Origin of the sequence: Mesorhizobium sp. SP-1A, from assembly GCF_032460275.1 — a bacterium.
GTDB lineage: Bacteria > Pseudomonadota > Alphaproteobacteria > Rhizobiales > Rhizobiaceae > Mesorhizobium.
Genome location: NZ_JAVXZD010000005.1, coordinates 176,183 through 191,849, shown reverse-complemented (window position 1 = coordinate 191,849; position 15,667 = coordinate 176,183). Strand labels below are relative to the sequence as shown.

Below are 15,667 nucleotides of genomic sequence, written 5' to 3'. Positions count from 1 at the left end.
GACCGCAGGCAGGAACGGTTCTCGCAACCGCTCCTGCCGCTGCCCGCAAATCCCTGCTGGTTTTTCAGTCGGCGGCAGGAACCGGGCAGCTCGGATCGCCCTCCTGGCAATGCAGATAGGCCTTGAAGCTCGCAATGCGCTTTTGTGTTACGCCGTCAAGACATCCCGCCAGCGTCATGGGATACATGCTGCCTTGCGCCACGCCGCTGCTCGCGAAATTGCATTCGGCGTCACGATAGGCGACCCACGCCTTCTGGGCGGACACGAGCATTTTGGCAGTGTCCTTGTCGTCCTTCAGTCGCGCCTTGATCTGCCGATACAGGTCGTTGAGCTTGGCGTCCGATGCGCGGTAGGCCTTGTCGGCGCACTGGTTCATGGCGGATTGGTTGCTGGCATTCGCGCAGCTTTCGGCGGCAAAAGCCGCACTCGTAAGACCTCCGGCGACGATCGATGCGAAGGATATCAAAACACAAAGTCGCATGCGTTCCCTCCATTGATGGCAAATCACGCTAGTACATGTTCCGCCCAAATTGAAATCTCGAGGTGGATCAGGATGAAGGAACTGTTTCGCCTCGCAGTGCGGACTTTGCACGGTCCCGAAAATCATGCAGACATGGCGATCGCGAACCGGGCGAAACGTTTGGAAGTGCAGGTGGCCGAAATGACAGTGCAGCGCGCCACCGGACGCGGCATCTGGGGATGGATGTTCTTCGACTGGGCCGCCCAGCCCTTCTTCACGGTCGTGACCACCTTCATCTTCGGCCCCTATTTCGTCTCGCGCATGGCGAGCGATCCGGCGACCGGACAGGCCGCCTGGGGCTACGGCATCGCGGCGGCCGGCTTCGCCATCGCGATCCTGTCGCCGGTGCTCGGATCGATCGCCGACCAGACAGGTCCGCGCAAGCCGTGGATCGCCTTCTTCGCCGCGATCAAGATTTGCAGCCTGTGCCTGCTCTGGTTCGCCGCTCCCGGTTCCAGCCTGTTCGTGGCGGTGCTGCTCTTCTCGCTGGCCTCCGTGGCGGCGGAATTCTCGACCGTCTTCAACGATTCCATGATGCCGCGTCTGGTGCCCAAGGCGGAGATCGGCAGGATCTCCAATGTCGCCTGGGGGCTCGGCTATCTCGGCGGAATGATCGCTCTGATCTTCGTCGTCGCCTTGCTGGCCGGTTCGCCCGACACCGGCAAGACGATCATCGGCGCCGATCCGCTCTTCGGCCTCGACCCGAAGCTCGGCCAGGATGCCCGCGCCACCGGGCCGTTGTCGGCGCTGTGGTATTTCGTCTTCATCCTGCCGATGTTTTTCTTCACGCCCGACGCGGCCAAGGGCATTCCCGTCGGACCGGCCGTGCACAGGGGGCTGAAGGAACTGAAGGCGACGCTCGGCGAGGTGCGCCGGCGCCCGGGCATCTTCCGGTTCCTGGTCGCACGCATGACCTATCAGGACGGCGTCAACGCGCTTCTGGCGCTTGGCGGCACCTTTGCGGCCGCCATGTTCCACTGGTCGATCACCGAGATCGGTGCGTTCGGCATCATCCTCAACGTCGTCGCCATCTTCGGCTGCTGGATCGCCGCGCGCCTCGACACCGCGCTCGGCTCGAAAGTCGTGGTGACGATCGCGCTGGTGATGCTCTCGGTCGCTACCGTCGGCATTGTTTCGACCGGTCCGGGCTATACGCTGTTCGGCATCCTGCCGCTGTCGGCCACCGACACCGGCGGTCTCTTCGCCACGGCGGCGGAAAAGGCCTATATCGCCTACGGCCTGCTGATCGGCCTCGCCTTCGGTCCGGTGCAGGCCTCGTCGCGCTCCTATATGGCGCGCAGCGTGACGGCCGAGGAATCCGGCCGCTATTTCGGCATCTACGCGCTGGCCGGGCGCGCCACGAGTTTCGCCGCGCCCTTCCTCGTCGCGACGGTCACCGCCGCCACCGGCTCGGCGCGGCTGGGCATGGCGGTCATCATCCTGTTCCTGGCCGGCGGCATGTGGCTGCTGGCCGGCACTCCCTATCCGGCGGACAAGCCGGCGAGGTGAAAGCCTGCGCGCTCAGTGCCGGAAATGCCGGACGCCGGTGAACACCATGGCAATGCCGTTGGCGTCGGCGGCGGCGATCACATCCTCGTCGCGCATCGAGCCGCCGGGCTGTATCACCGCAGTCGCGCCGGCTTCCACCGCCGCCATGAGCCCGTCGGCAAACGGGAAGAAGGCGTCCGAAGCCACGACAGACCCCTTGGTCAGCGGCTCGGTGCGGCCGGCAGCCTCGGCGGCGTCCAGCGCCTTGCGCGCCGCGATGCGCGAGGAATCCACCCGGCTCATCTGCCCGGCGCCGATGCCCACCGTCGCGCCGTCCTTGGCATAGACGATGGCATTCGACTTCACATGCTTGGCCACGCGGAAGGCGAATTTCAGGTCGGCCATTTCGGCCGCGCTCGGCGCACGCTTCGTCACCACCTTGAGGTCGAGATCGTCGACCACGACATTGTCGCGCGACTGCACCAAAAGACCGCCGGCCACCGACTTCACCAGCATGCCGGCCGCGCGCGGATCGGGCAGGCCGCCGGTGACCAGCAGGCGCAAATTCTTCTTGGCCGCGATCACGGCCTGCGCCGCCTCGCTCGCTTCGGGCGCGATGATGACCTCCGTGAAGGTCTTCACGATCTCCTCGGCCGCCTCGGCATCGAGCAGACGGTTGAGCGCAACGATGCCGCCGAAGGCCGAGACCGGATCGCAGGCCAGCGCCTTGAGATAGGCGTCCTTCAGCATCGCCCCTTCGGCCACGCCGCAGGGATTGGCATGCTTGATGATGGCGACCGCCGCCGTGCGCGCCGGATCGAACTCGCCGACCAGTTCGAAAGCCGCGTCGGTGTCGTTGATGTTGTTGTAGGAGAGCTGCTTGCCCTGCGCCTGCTTCGCCGTGGCGACGCCCGGCCGGCGCTCGCCGGTGACGTAGAAGCCGGCCTGCTGGTGCGGGTTCTCGCCATAGCGCATGACGTTTTCCAGTTGGCCGCCGAAAGCCCGCCAGGTGGGATGCTCGATGGCGAGAGTATCGGCGAACCAGCCCGAGATCGCGGCGTCGTAGGCGGCGGTGCGCGCGAAGGCCTTGGCCGCCAGCTTCTTGCGAAAGTCCAAAGAGAGCGAACCGAAATTCATCTCCAGCGCGTTGAGCACCGGCGCATAGTCTTCCGGATCGGTGACGATGGCGACATAGGCGTGGTTCTTGGCCGAAGCGCGCACCATGGCAGGACCGCCGATGTCGATGTTCTCCACGACGGCCGCATAGTCGCCGCCCGCCGCGCGCACGTCCTCGAACGGGTAGAGGTTCACCACCACCAGATCGATGGGCTCGATATTGTGGGTCCGCATCGCTTCGGCATGCTCGGCATCGTCGCGTATGGCGAGCAGCCCGCCATGGACCGCCGGATGCAGCGTCTTCACCCGCCCGTCCATGATCTCGGGAAAGCCGGTAAGCTCGGAAACGTCGCGCACGGCAATGCCTGCCGCCGCGATCGCCTTGGCCGTGCCGCCGGTCGAGACCAGCTCGATACCGGCCTTGGACAGCGCCCGCGCGAAATCCACCAGGCCGGTCTTGTCGGAAACCGAGAGCAACGCGCGCCTGACGGGCAGGAGATCGGGAGCCGGGATGTTCTTGGAGGCGACAGCCATGTCGACGGCCCTTTCTCGAGCTTGCAAGCGGGAAACCGGGAGCCGGCCGGGCGTATCACATATGCGCCGGAAATCAACCGACCGGTGCCGCCTCAGCGCCCCTGATAGTAATTGGAAAGGCCGCTGCGCATGAACAGCCAGCGCACTTCCGGCACCTCCGAAGCCCTGAAGGCAAGCACGATCTGCCGGCTGCGGCGCGGCCCGCCAAGTCCGGCGAAATAGATCGATTCCTCCACGTCCGGCATCACCTCGGCGCAGGTGAAGCTCCACCGCTCCGCACCCGGTGCCGTCAGCACGAAGCGGCCGTGGTCGTCGCGGAAGAGCGCGATGTCGGGATGCAGGTGGAACCGCACCGTCACAAAGTCGCGGTCGTTGTCGCGCAGCGCCCCGCCGGCGGAATTCAGGAAACGGTCGCGACCGGTCAGCACATCGCCGTTGCCGGACAGGATCAGCTCACGCTCGTGCACGATGCCGAAGCGCTGTGCGTAGCCGTCATGGCGCGCGACGAAGCCCTGGCGGCCGGCATCGTCGATGCGCTGGCAGGAGACATGACGCGGGCCGCCGACAAGCGGCGTGCCGGAAAACTCGCCCAGCCGCAGCGAGTGGCTGATGCGGGCGCAAGACGAATCGTTCAACGTGGCCGTCGAATGCGCCGCCGTCGCCCGCGACAGCGGTCGAAATTCCGATGCGCCGTAGGTATCCACGCCGGCATTGACGACATAGTGCTGGCGTCCGCACGACATCTCGAAGGACAGGCAGCCGGCATGCGCGTCCTCGGAAACCTCGACGGGCGGCGGTGCGCCGGTATCGGCGATCACGGTCACGCCGCCCATGGTCAGCCGCTCGTAGCCCGAATGCGGCGCGTGCAGCAGCGGCGCGCCTGCGGTGTCGTCATGGTGCAGGATCGCCGCGATACGATCGTGGATGGTGGCGCCCATGCCGTTGAAACGCGCCAGCGCACCGTCCTGGTGACGGAAGAAGCGCAGTGCCGGCAGCATGCGGTCGATGGCGCCCATCAACGCCGCAGGTGGCGACTCCGCCTGGTTGGCATAGGTCTGCCGTAAAGGCAGGAGGTCCGCCAGTATTTCCAGAACGGCGAGCGGATTGCGCGAAACATGGCCGCCATCCGGCAGGATCTGGTGGTCCAGTTCCTCTGCGAGGTTGCGGGTCGCCGCCCGCAGCGCCGAAGCCGGCGCCGGCAGCGACAAGGCTGCGAAGGCAAGCGCGATGCGCGCGCGCAGGCGCTGCTTGCCGTCCGGCATCTCGCGCGTCACCGAGCGCAGGTAGCGGATCTGCACCGCCAGCGATTTCAGGAATGCGCGATAGAAGGGAAATTCCGCGCCCTGCAGCACCACCGAGGAATGCTGGAGCCAGGCGATGACGCGCTTGGCCGTAATTCCGGGTTCCCAGGCCACCCCGGAGATGCGGCTGCCATGCGCAGCGATCCAGTCGCCGACCAGCGCGCGCGCATTGGCGGCCGCCAGGTCGGTGCCGGCGGCGCGCATATGCCTCAGCCAGCGAAAGCCGTGGAGGGATTTTTGCCAGCCGCGATGGGCCACCTCGATCTGGAACGGCGACTGCCCGCCCGTCTCGACCATGTGGCCGGACAGCGGAAAGCGACCGTAGTAGATTTCAAGCGCGATCTGGGGATCGGCCAGCCTCAGGTCCGGCGGCGCGATCAGCACCCGCTCGGGCGTGCGGCCGGAATAACGCCAGCGGTAAGTCGGTCCCGCACGCAGGCGGCGACGCGCCTTGCGCCAATATTCCTTCGCGACCAAAACCCACACACGCGCCGTATTGTCGGCAACGATCGCCATGACCCTCCTGGAGAGCGAGCGCCCACGCAAGACGTTCCGCTGCCCTGCCCTCGACCGGGCTCGGATTCTTCCGAAGCCATTTCCTGTTTCCCGGTCCGGCACCGGGAGCCACATCTCTCACAAGAGTATATGATTCAAGGGCTTATGCGAAGGCGATTTTCACCGCCTGTACCTGTTTCGATCACAGCTTGCGGAATCGGGCGGCGAAGAAGCCGTCGAGGCCGGAAAGTCCGGGCACGCCCATGTCGAATCCGGCCGGCGTCGTGCGCAACGTGCCCTGCTGCGTCAGGAACCCATCGGCACCCGGAATCTCGCCTGGCCGCACCGGATCGGCGACGACGCCCGGCGTCGCGGCAAGGAAGTCGCGACAGAGGTCCTCGCCTTCCAGCGGGTCGAGCGAGCAATTGGAAAAGACGATCCGTCCGCCGGGACGTACCTGCTTGACGGCATGATCGAGCAGCCGGCGCTGGAGGGCGGCAAGCTTTTCGATATCGGCCGGCGACTTCGTCCACGGCACGTCGGGATGGCGGCGCACAGTTCCCGTCGAAGAGCACGGCGCATCGAGCAACACGGCGTCGAACGGTTCCTTCGGCTCGAAGTCGAGCAGGTCGGAAAGCACCGTGTCCGTCGCGGCCAGTTTCAGGCGGTCGAGATTCTGCTGCAACCGGGCCATCCTGTTCTTAGACGCATCGACGGCGGCAACCCGCGCTCCGGCGAGGATCAGTTGCGCCGTCTTGCCGCCGGGGGCGGCGCAGAGATCGGCCACGCGCAGGCCTGCCACATCGCCGAGCAGGCGCGCCGGCAGCGCCGCAGCCGCGTCCTGCACCCACCATTCGCCCTCGGCGAAACCGGGCAGCTCGATGACCGGCGCCGGAAGCTTTTCCACCCGCACCGTGCCGGTGGGCAGCACGATGCCACTTAACCGTTCGGCCCAAAGGCCGGGATCGCCCTTCACGGTGAAATCGACCGGCGCCTCCAGCCGGTGCGCGGCAAGGATCTGTTTCGCCGTTTCCTGCTCGTAGGCAGCGGCGAGACGCTGCGAAAACCACGCAGGCGCATCGTCCGTCGCGGCGAGCACCGGCCCGAGTTCGCTCGCCTTGGAGCGCGCCAGCGAACGCAGCACGCCGTTGACGAGACCGGCGAAGCGCGCCGTGCGCGGGTCGGACTTGGCGTGGGTGACGGCGAGATCGACGGCGGCGCTGTCGGGCACGTCGAGGAACAGCATCTGAGCCGCGGCGACATGGAGAATATGCGCCAGCACGGTGGCATTGGCCGGCAGCGGCCGTTCCAGCCTGCGCGCCAGAAGGGCGGAAATCGTCATCCGATGGCGCAGCGCCGTCGCCAGTATCGCGCGCACCAGAGCCCGGTCGCGCGCGTCCAGCGCACTGTATTGCGGATGCCCGTGCTCATTGTCGGTGAGGCCGTCGAGGGGCGTGCGCGCATCGATCACGGCCGCCAGCAAGCGTGCGGCGGCCTTGCGCGCGGCAAGGCCCGGCGCCGATGCGGCGCCGGGCCTGTTCGACTGCGAAGAAGGCGATCTGCGGGCCGGTCCGCCGGCGCGCCTCACGACCACGGGCCCTTGGGGCCGGTAGGATTCCGGCTCCAGGGATTGGAACGGGGTTCCGCTTCCGCCGACTGCTGCGGGCGCGCGGGCCGGTCCCAGGGCCCGGTGGAACGCGGGTCCTCGCGGCCAGGCGCAGCCTGCGGACGATAGTCGCCCGCGCCCCCCATGTTCGTGGCCATGGCCTGCAGGGCCGCGATGCGGTTTTCGGTGGCCGGGTGGGTGGAGAAAAGACTGTCCATGCGCTGGCCCGACAGCGGATTGATGATGAACATATGCGCCATCGCCGGATTGCGCTCGGCATCCTCGTTAGGAATGCGCTGCGTTGCGCTGGCGATCTTGCCGAGCGCGGAGGCGAGCCAAAGCGGATGACCGCAGATTTCCGCGCCACCCTTGTCGGCCTCGTATTCGCGGGTCCGGCTCACCGCCATCTGCACGATCATCGCCGCGAATGGCGCCACGATCATCGCCACCAGCACGCCGATGAAGCCGGCCGAGTTGTTGTTGTTGCGATTGCCGCCGAGAAAGAAGGCGAAATTGCCGAGCATCGAGATCGCGCCGGCCAACGTGGCCACGATGGTCATGGTCAGCGTGTCGCGATGCTTCACATGCGCCAGCTCATGCGCCATGACGCCCGCCACCTCCTCGCGCGAAAGGCGCTGCAACAGCCCTGTCGAGGCGGCGACCGCCGCGTTCTGCGGGTTGCGGCCGGTAGCGAAGGCGTTGGGCTGATCGGCTTCGATCAGATAGACCTTCGGCATCGGCAGGCCGGCGCGCTGGGCGAGGTCGCGCACGATGCCGTAATATTCAGGCGCGCTGCGCTCATCGACCTCGACGGCATGGTTCATCGCCAGCACCATCTTGTCGGCGTTCCAATAGCTGAAGAAGTTCATGCCGGCAGCCATGAGGAAGGCGATCATCATGCCGCCGCTGCCGCCCAGCAGATAGCCGACGCCCATGAACAGCGCCGTCATGGCGGCCAGAAGCATGGCGGTGCGAAGGGTATTCATCGTCTGCTCCGTTTCCGACGCGTTCCGTCAGGACATCCATTCCGCTCCGCAAAGGGTCGATCCCGCACGGAGGTTAAGCTATATGATGGGAAACCCTTACCACCGTTTCAATCCGCTGGAAGGTTCGCAGATGACCGATATTGATCCGAACGCCGAGCCCGAAACGGACGCCGAGGCGACGAAAGACCTGCCGCCGGCCGCACGGCGCGCGCTCGCCGAGGCCGAGGCGCGGCGTCGCGACTATCTGCGCCGGGAAGAGACCCTGCCGAAGGAGATCGGCGGGCGCGGCGGCAAGGAGCCCGGGCGCTATGGCGACTGGGAGGTGAAGGGACTGGCGACCGACTTCTGAGCGCCGGGCAGGTCCGGCGTCCCGCTTCGGGACGCACGGCTGTGTCTCATCAGGACGAAAACGGTGTTTCTGGCGCGGCAGATCCTGCCGCGCGTCATCTCTTTGTAAACCCTGTCCGCATTCAGCCGCCCGGGTTTTACCTTGCCTTCACCCTGTGCTGCGAAGGAAGCAAGCGAAAACAGGGGGTTGGCGATGCGCCGGTCGCCCGGCCATGCAGTTCGCCCGGTCACGGCTCCGATCCTGCAAGGCCGGCACCAGGCAAACCGGTGGCGCAAACCGCAGGGCGGAGGGCAGAATGCAGCGTTTCAGGGGCTTGGGTCGCGCGGCGAAGGGGTTCGCCGCCGACAGCCGAGGCAATTTCGCGATCGTTTTCGGGCTGGCCGCGGCGGCACTGGTGCTCGGCGTCGGCTACGCGGTCGATACCGCACAGCTCGTCAACGCCAAGTCAGCGCTGCGCGAGGCGGTGGACGCGGCGGTGACCTCGACGGCACGGGACCTCACCACAGGCACAGCCACCGAGGACGAGGCGAAGAAGATCGTCGAGGCTTTCCTGTCAGCCAACAGCACCGGAGGCGCCTTGGCATATAACGGCATCAAGCTCGACGGACTGGCGATAAACCGCACGGCCAAGACGCTGGAAGCGACCGCCCATGTCGACGTGCCGCTTTATTTCCCGCTGTTCGGCCGGGGCAATGTCGAACGCGTTTCGGAAACCAGCACCGCCCTCTATTCGAACAAGAGGATCGAAGTGGCGTTGATGCTGGATCTTACCGGTTCCATGAAGGGGCAGAAGATCAAGGATCTGAGAACGGCTGCCGGCAACGCGGTCGAAGCCATGCTCGGGAGCCAGAAGCCCGGCATCGACCGCGTGCGTGTCGCACTCGTTCCCTATGCCGAAGCCGTCAATACCGGCGGCCTCGCCGATTCGGTCTTCGTAGAAGTGAATGGCGGCCCGACACTGCCGCCTTCCATCGACGACCCGATTCCTGCGTCTGCGGGCGCGGGCAGCCGCCCGGACAGATGCAGCACCGAACGCCGGGACAAGGACGGCGAACCGGATTTTTCCGATGACGGGCCCGAGACGATACGCTGGAACAACCAGGGCAAGCGCTACCTGGCCAAAGTCAATCGCGACCGGCGCATGACCAAGTGCCCCTCGGCGGCTCTGATCCCGTTGACCGCCGACAGGCAGAAACTGCTTAACACCATCAGCACCTTCAGCGCCGACGGGGTGACGGCCGGCGGCATCGCGGCTCAATGGGGCTACTACATGCTGTCGCCCAGATGGCGCAACACGGTGCGGGCGGCAGGGCTTGGCGACGGACCGGCCGATTACGCCCCGGACAAGGTTTCGAAAGTCGCCATCCTGATGACCGACGGGGCGTTCAACACAGCCTTTGCCGGTGTCAGCGGCACTCCTCAAAACGTGCAGCAAACCAAATCGAGTGCCAACGCCCAGGCGATATGCGCCAATATGAAGGCCGGCGGTATCGAGGTCTACACCATCGGTTTCGATCTCGGCAGTAACAAGAGCAGTGAAAAGGTTGCAGCGCTGGCCGTGCTGAAGAACTGTGCCTCGCCCGACACGAACAGAACCCGGCATTTTTTCGACGCTTCCACCGGGCCGGAACTGGACGCCGCGTTCAAGGAGATCGCCGGCAACATCGAAAAGCTCGTGCTGACCAGATAGGCCCGCCCGAAAACGGAAAGGCCGCCGCTCCCTGGGGAGACGGCGGCCTCCGTGTTTCCGTCCAGCGCGCGGGCCGTGGACTGATCCGTTCGGATCGCGCCCGCGCGGCTCGTCGCTTCAGCGGAGAGACTGCTCTCCGTGAAGGCGATCCGCCGGGACCACGCTCTGGCAAACGAAATCACTCGACATCGGACCACCTCCTTTCGATTGGTTGAACACAAACCTATGATGGGGTCCCAAGCCGGCGAATACAAGATGCCGGTTTGTCGTCAAAGGAACCGCATCGCATCCCCGACTTCGACCCGGCCGGGCCGGTCGACCCGGCAGTAGACGCCGAGATTGTGCCGGTTGTGCCGCACCAGGCTGCGCAATATGCCCGCATCGCTTTCGACGTCCTGCTGCGCGATGATGGTGAAACCGCAGCGGCGGCAGGGTTCCACGATCGTCAGTTCCAGCCCGCCGATCGCCAGCCTGCGCCCGATCCATTCCGTTTCCGGAAACGATCCGTCCACCGGCGGCACGTCCACCAGCATGGTCGGCCTGAAGCGGCGCCGGTCAGGGTTGCCCTCGGGATAAAGCGCTTTCAGCCGCGCGAGCGAGGCGGTGGTCAGCAGATGCACCGCTGCCTTGTCGTAGCGCGGCGTACTCAAAGGGCCGTCATAACCGGCAGGCAATCCCGCCTCGAACGGCCGTATCGCCACCCCGAAGCCGAGATAGCCGGAAAGCGCCCGGTCGGTGGCCGGGTCCGGCGCGGGCAGCCATCCACCGCCCGGCATGGCGACCTCCAGCCGGCGATCCGCGCCGAGCCTGCCCCGGATATGCGGCGCGCCATGCCATTTCGGATTGCGGTCGGGCGAGGCGATCTCGCCGCTCGCCGCATCGACGAGCCCATAGATCCTGTCGCCGTCGGCCCCGCCGTGCCCAATCGGGAGAGACGGCACGGACTCGCCGCCCAGCGAACTGACGGGATAGCGCCAGAGTTCGATCACCCGTCCGAGATCGGCCATGCTCTCTCCGGCGCTCCGGTTTTCGGCGGGCGTCAGGCGCGCTTGTTCTGGCGGTTGGCGACGAGATCGTCCACGACCGCCGGGTCGGCCAGGGTCGAGATGTCGCCCAGCGCCCCGAATTCGTCCTCGGCGATCTTGCGCAGGATGCGGCGCATGATCTTGCCCGAGCGCGTCTTCGGCAGGCCAGGCGCGAACTGGATCTTGTCCGGTGCCGCGATGGCGCCGATTTCCTTGCGCACATGCTGGACCAGTTCCTTGCGCAGGTCCTCGGAAGGTTCGACCCCCGCCATCAGGGTCACGTAGCTGTAGATGCCCTGGCCCTTGATGTCGTGCGGGTAGCCGACGACCGCTGCCTCCGAAACCTTGTCGTGCGCGACAAGCGCCGACTCCACCTCGGCCGTGCCCATGCGGTGGCCCGACACGTTGATGACATCGTCGACGCGGCCGGTGATCCAGTAATAGCCGTCCTCGTCGCGGCGGCAGCCGTCGCCGGTGAAATATTTGCCCTTGTAGGTGGAGAAATAGGTCTGGATGAAGCGCTCGTGGTCGCCATAGACCGTGCGCATCATGCCCGGCCACGGTTCGGCGATGCACAGGTTGCCCGAACCGGGCCCTTCGACGACATTGCCGTCATTGTCCACGATCTGCGGCACCACGCCGAAGAACGGACGCGTCGCCGAGCCGGCCTTGAGGTCGGTGGCGCCCGGCAGCGGCGCGATCAGGATGCCGCCGTTTTCCGTCTGCCACCAGGTATCGACGATCGGGCATTTCTTGTCGCCGACCACGTTGAAATACCATTCCCAGGCTTCCGGATTGATCGGCTCGCCGACCGAGCCCAGCACGCGCAGGCTCTTGCGCGAAGCCTTCTTCACAAACTGGTCGCCGGCGCCCATCAGCGCGCGGATGGCGGTGGGCGCGGTGTAGAAGATGTTGACCTTGTGCTTGTCCACCACCTCCCAGAAGCGCGAGGCGTTCGGATAGTTGGGCACGCCTTCGAACATCAGCGTGGTCGCCCCGTTGGCCAGAGGCCCGTAGAGGATGTAGCTGTGGCCGGTGACCCAGCCGACATCGGCCGTGCACCAGTAGATCTCGCCGTCGTGATAGTCGAAGATGTACTGGTGCGTCATCGACACATGCACCAGATAGCCGCCGGTCGTGTGCAGCACGCCCTTCGGCTTGCCGGTCGAGCCGGAAGTGTAGAGGATGAACAGCGGATCCTCGGCTTTCATGCTTTCGGGCTTGCAATCGGGCTTCACCGACGCCGTTTCCTCGTGCAGCCAATGGTCGCGGCCCTCGGTCCAGCCGATCTTTCCGCCGGTGCGGCGCACCACCAGAACGGTCTTGACCTTGGTGCCGGCCTTTTCGGCGATATCGATCGCCCTGTCGGTGTTCTCCTTCAGCGGAATGGTGCGCCCGCCGCGCAGCCCCTCGTCGGCGGTGATGACGACATTCGACTTGCAGTCGTCGATGCGGCCGGCCAGGGAATCCGGTGAGAAGCCGCCGAACACCACGGAGTGAACCGCGCCGATGCGCGTGCAGGCGAACATCGCATAGGCGGCCTCCGGGATCATCGGCATATAGATCGTCACCCGGTCGCCCTTCTTGACGCCGTGCTTCTTCAGCACGTTGGCGTAGCGGCAGACATGCTCGTGCAGCTCGCGATAGGTGATCTTGCGGTCGTCATAAGGGTTGTCGCCTTCCCAGATTATGGCGACCTGGTCTCCGCGCTTCTTCAGATGGCGGTCGATGCAATTGTAGGAAACGTTGAGCTGGCCGTCTTCGAACCACTTGATCGAGACCTTGCCGGCGAAGGAGGCGTTCTTGACCTTGGTGTAGGGCTTGAACCAGTCCAGTCGCTTGCCGTGCTTGCCCCAGAACTTGTCCGGATTCTTCACCGAGTCCGCGTACCACTTCAGGTAGGTTTCATTGTCGATCAGCGCATTCTTCTTCCACGCCGCCTGCACGCGGTGGACATGAACGTCGGACATTTCCTGCATTCCTCCCGAAACTGGTGCCGCAGCCGCGGCAAGGGCATCGCGGCCGGGGAGGCCGCACGTTCGGCGCCATTATTAACAGTTCGGCGGCGGCGGCAATATTAGACGTTCGGTTGTCCGGCGCCCATTCGGATCGGTGACGAATAAATGACCGGTTGCCGGCGCGGCATCGCAACCGGTGCCGCTTCTGGCGCGTTTCAATGGAGGGTTAATAAAGGGCGCGCACCATCTGTCCGGGAGGACAGGCACGGACGCTTGCGAGGGCAGCCATGTACGATTTCACAGGGCACGATCATCGCCAGATGCAGTTGATGCTGGAAGGCTACGGGCTGACAACGGCACGCATTCTTTATCACTTCCCGGATCACCCCGGCTTGCTCCAGGCCTATATCTGGCAGGATTACGATCTGGCGCCGAAATTCCCGGTGCTGGCCGGCTTTCTCGAATTCTGGAGGACGAAGCTCGACGGCCCGCTCCATTCGGTCTGCTTCACCCATAATCGCCTGATCGCCCCCAACGAATGGCGAAAGGTCGACGGAGAGCTGCGGCTGCACTGATCACTCAACCATGGCGGGCAGCGGCTGGTCGTTCCTGCTGGTCCAAGCCAAACGAGCCGGTGGCAGTTCGGCTTGATTGCCAACGCGGCACCAAACGGCTATGGCCAAGTTTTCCGCCGGCCAGGAGGGCCGGCCGCTTGAGGAGTGAAACCCATGAAGACGAAGCTGCTTGCCGGCGTCGCCATCGCCGCAACCATTGCGTTTGCACCCGCCGCCTGGGCGGACATCACCATCGGCCTTGTCGCGCCGCTGACCGGCCCGGTCGCGGCCTATGGCGACCAGGTCAAGAACGGCGCCGAAGCCGCCGTCGACGTCATCAACAAGAATGGCGGCATTCTGGGCGAGAAGGTCGTTCTGAAGCTGGCCGACGATGCCGGCGACCCCAAGCAGGGCGTCTCCGCCGCGAACAACCTGGTCGGCGACGGCATTCACTATGCGGTCGGCCCGGTCACGTCCGGCGTCGCCATGGCCGTTTCGGACGTCTTCGCCGAGAACGGTGTGCTGATGGTCACGCCCACCGCGACCGCTCCGGACCTCACCAATCGCGGCCTGACCAACGTGCTGCGCACCTGCGGCCGCGACGACCAGCAGGCCGAGGTCGCCGCCAAATACGTCCTCGACCATCTGAAAGACAAGAAGGTCGCCATCATCCACGACAAGGGCACCTACGGCATGGGCCTGGCCAATGCGTTCAAGGCCGTTCTGAACAAGGGCGGCGTGAACGAAGTCCTGTATGAAGGCATAACCCCCGGCGAGAAGGACTATTCCGCGATCGTCGGCCGGCTGAAGAAGGACGGCGCCGAAGTGGTCTATTTCGGAGGCTATCACCCCGAGGGCGGCCTGCTCGCCCGTCAGCTCGCCGACGTCGGCGTGAAGGCGCAGATCATCGGCGGCGAGGGCCTGTCCAACACCGAATACTGGGCCATCGGCAACCAGGCTGCGGCCGGCACGCTGTTCACCAACGCCTCGGACGCGCTGAAGAACCCGGACTCGGCTGAAGCCGTCAAGGTGCTGAAGGACAAGGGCATTCCGGCGGAAGCTTTCACGCTCAACGCCTATGCCGCCGTGCAGGTGCTGAAGGCCGGCATCGAGAAGGCCGGCAAGGCCGACGACACGGCGGCCGTGGCCACCGCGCTCAAGGACGGTCAGCCGATCCAGACGGCCATCGGCAAGCTGACCTACGGCGAGAACGGCGACCTCTCCTCGCCGAGCTTCTCGCTGTTCAAGTGGGAAAACGGCAAGATCGTCGCGGCCGAATAAGCGCTCTCGACCGATCGAAGCAGGGGCCGGGGCAAAGCTCCGGCCTTTTTGCTAGGCAGGCTCCTCTACCGGCCGCCGAAGATCGCCGAACCGACCCTTACGCTGGTGGCGCCGAAGGCGATCGCGGTTTCGTAGTCGCCCGACATGCCCATGGACAATTTCCGCACGCCCGCCTGCCGGGCCAGCTTTTCGAGCAGGGCAAAATGCGGGCCGGGATTCTCGTCGGCCGGCGGAATGCACATCAGGCCTTCGATGTCGAGGCCGTGCACCTGCCTGCACCGCCCGACGAAGGCGACCGCGTCGCGCGGCTCGATGCCGGCCTTCTGCGGCTCGGAACCGGTGTTGACCTGCACGTAGAGCCTTGGCGCGCGGCCTTGCCTCGCGATCTCCTTCGCAAGTTCGGCGGCGATCTTTTCGCGGTCCACCGTCTCGATCACGTCGAACAACGCCACGGCCTCCTTCGCCTTGTTCGACTGCAACGGGCCGATCAGGTGCAGCTCGATATCCGGAAAGTCCTGCCGTAGCGCCGGCCATTTGCCTTGGGCTTCCTGCACCCGGTTCTCGCCGAAGACACGCTGGCCAGCCTCGATGACGGGGCGGATGATTTCGGCGCCGAAGGTCTTGGAGACGGCGACGAGCACAACCGCGTCGCTGTCGCGGCCGGCGTCCCGTTCGGCGGCTACGATCCTCGCCCTGACCTGCGCTAGTCCCGCCACAGCCTCGTTCATGTCCTGATCCTGCTGTTTTTACCCGGCTTCACGCCC

13 protein-coding genes are annotated in these 15,667 nt (G+C 65.5%); 5 read left to right on the top strand and 8 right to left on the bottom strand.

The window, feature by feature from the left end; genetic code table 11:
- Positions 1 to 64: 64 nt before the first annotated feature.
- Complete coding sequence (locus tag QU595_RS22365) at positions 65 to 481, bottom strand: lysozyme inhibitor LprI family protein (protein ID WP_315926065.1); 417 nt, start codon at positions 479 to 481, stop codon at positions 65 to 67.
- Positions 482 to 652: 171 nt separating this feature from the next.
- On the opposite strand from QU595_RS22365, the gene QU595_RS22360 reads away from it, so the two are divergent.
- Positions 653 to 2,029, top strand: a complete 1,377-nt coding sequence (locus QU595_RS22360; RefSeq protein ID WP_315926062.1) for an MFS transporter — start codon at positions 653 to 655, stop codon at positions 2,027 to 2,029.
- A gap of 12 nt (positions 2,030 to 2,041) precedes the next feature.
- Here QU595_RS22360 and purH read toward each other — a convergent pair whose 3' ends face one another.
- From purH to htpX, 4 genes are all read right to left on the bottom strand, one after another.
- A complete protein-coding gene (gene purH / locus QU595_RS22355) occupies positions 2,042 to 3,658 on the bottom strand; it encodes a bifunctional phosphoribosylaminoimidazolecarboxamide formyltransferase/IMP cyclohydrolase (RefSeq protein WP_315926060.1) in 1,617 nt (538 codons plus the stop codon).
- A 92-nt stretch (positions 3,659 to 3,750) separates the two neighbouring features.
- Entirely contained in the window at positions 3,751 to 5,475 is a 1,725-nt protein-coding gene (locus QU595_RS22350) for a heparinase II/III family protein (protein WP_315926059.1), read from the bottom strand.
- A gap of 181 nt (positions 5,476 to 5,656) precedes the next feature.
- Positions 5,657 to 7,042: an RsmB/NOP family class I SAM-dependent RNA methyltransferase gene (locus QU595_RS22345; RefSeq protein WP_315926057.1), complete on the bottom strand. Its 1,386-nt coding sequence runs from the start codon at positions 7,040 to 7,042 to the stop codon at positions 5,657 to 5,659.
- A complete protein-coding gene (gene htpX / locus QU595_RS22340) occupies positions 7,039 to 8,046 on the bottom strand; it encodes a zinc metalloprotease HtpX (RefSeq protein WP_315926055.1) in 1,008 nt (335 codons plus the stop codon). The genes QU595_RS22345 and htpX overlap by 4 nt, the downstream gene beginning before the upstream one ends.
- Positions 8,047 to 8,176: 130 nt before the next feature.
- On the opposite strand from htpX, the gene QU595_RS22335 reads away from it, so the two are divergent.
- A complete protein-coding gene (locus QU595_RS22335; RefSeq protein ID WP_315926053.1) occupies positions 8,177 to 8,395 on the top strand; it encodes a DUF1674 domain-containing protein in 219 nt (72 codons plus the stop codon).
- 295 nt (positions 8,396 to 8,690) lie between these two features.
- The gene (locus QU595_RS22330) at positions 8,691 to 10,085 is read left to right on the top strand and encodes a TadE/TadG family type IV pilus assembly protein (protein WP_315926052.1); all 1,395 of its coding nucleotides are present in this window, start codon (positions 8,691 to 8,693) and stop codon (positions 10,083 to 10,085) included.
- Between the two features lie 269 nt (positions 10,086 to 10,354).
- Here the strand turns inward: QU595_RS22330 and QU595_RS22325 are convergent, their stop codons facing one another.
- Positions 10,355 to 11,092, bottom strand: coding sequence for an MOSC domain-containing protein (locus QU595_RS22325; RefSeq protein WP_315926050.1), 738 nt, complete (start codon positions 11,090 to 11,092; stop codon positions 10,355 to 10,357).
- Positions 11,093 to 11,124: 32 nt separating this feature from the next.
- A complete protein-coding gene (gene acs / locus QU595_RS22320) occupies positions 11,125 to 13,080 on the bottom strand; it encodes an acetate--CoA ligase (protein ID WP_315926048.1) in 1,956 nt (651 codons plus the stop codon).
- A 275-nt stretch (positions 13,081 to 13,355) separates the two neighbouring features.
- On the opposite strand from acs, the gene QU595_RS22315 reads away from it, so the two are divergent.
- Positions 13,356 to 13,643: an aspartate-semialdehyde dehydrogenase gene (locus QU595_RS22315; protein ID WP_315926046.1), complete on the top strand. Its 288-nt coding sequence runs from the start codon at positions 13,356 to 13,358 to the stop codon at positions 13,641 to 13,643.
- A 153-nt stretch (positions 13,644 to 13,796) separates the two neighbouring features.
- Positions 13,797 to 14,903 (top strand): branched-chain amino acid ABC transporter substrate-binding protein, encoded by a 1,107-nt coding sequence (locus QU595_RS22310; RefSeq protein ID WP_315926044.1) that lies wholly within the window; start codon positions 13,797 to 13,799, stop codon positions 14,901 to 14,903.
- Between the two features lie 65 nt (positions 14,904 to 14,968).
- Here QU595_RS22310 and QU595_RS22305 read toward each other — a convergent pair whose 3' ends face one another.
- Positions 14,969 to 15,631 carry a YggS family pyridoxal phosphate-dependent enzyme gene (locus QU595_RS22305; RefSeq protein WP_315926042.1) on the bottom strand — a complete coding sequence of 221 codons (663 nt, stop codon included), beginning with the start codon at positions 15,629 to 15,631 and terminating at the stop codon, positions 14,969 to 14,971.
- Positions 15,632 to 15,667 lie beyond the last annotated feature (36 nt).

Bases quoted from the DNA above. Each gene is read 5' to 3' on its own strand.
- QU595_RS22365 (WP_315926065.1), bottom strand. From the start codon at position 481: ATGCGACTTTGTGTTTTGATATCCTTCGCATCGATCGTCGCCGGAGGT.
- purH (WP_315926060.1), bottom strand. From the start codon at position 3,658: ATGGCTGTCGCCTCCAAGAACATCCCGGCTCCCGATCTCCTGCCCGTC.
- QU595_RS22350 (WP_315926059.1), bottom strand. From the start codon at position 5,475: ATGGCGATCGTTGCCGACAATACGGCGCGTGTGTGGGTTTTGGTCGCG.
- htpX (WP_315926055.1), bottom strand. From the start codon at position 8,046: ATGAATACCCTTCGCACCGCCATGCTTCTGGCCGCCATGACGGCGCTG.
- QU595_RS22335 (WP_315926053.1), top strand. From the start codon at position 8,177: ATGACCGATATTGATCCGAACGCCGAGCCCGAAACGGACGCCGAGGCG.
- QU595_RS22330 (WP_315926052.1), top strand. From the start codon at position 8,691: ATGCAGCGTTTCAGGGGCTTGGGTCGCGCGGCGAAGGGGTTCGCCGCC.
- QU595_RS22325 (WP_315926050.1), bottom strand. From the start codon at position 11,092: ATGGCCGATCTCGGACGGGTGATCGAACTCTGGCGCTATCCCGTCAGT.
- acs (WP_315926048.1), bottom strand. From the start codon at position 13,080: ATGTCCGACGTTCATGTCCACCGCGTGCAGGCGGCGTGGAAGAAGAAT.
- QU595_RS22315 (WP_315926046.1), top strand. From the start codon at position 13,356: ATGTACGATTTCACAGGGCACGATCATCGCCAGATGCAGTTGATGCTG.
- QU595_RS22310 (WP_315926044.1), top strand. From the start codon at position 13,797: ATGAAGACGAAGCTGCTTGCCGGCGTCGCCATCGCCGCAACCATTGCG.
- QU595_RS22305 (WP_315926042.1), bottom strand. From the start codon at position 15,631: ATGAACGAGGCTGTGGCGGGACTAGCGCAGGTCAGGGCGAGGATCGTA.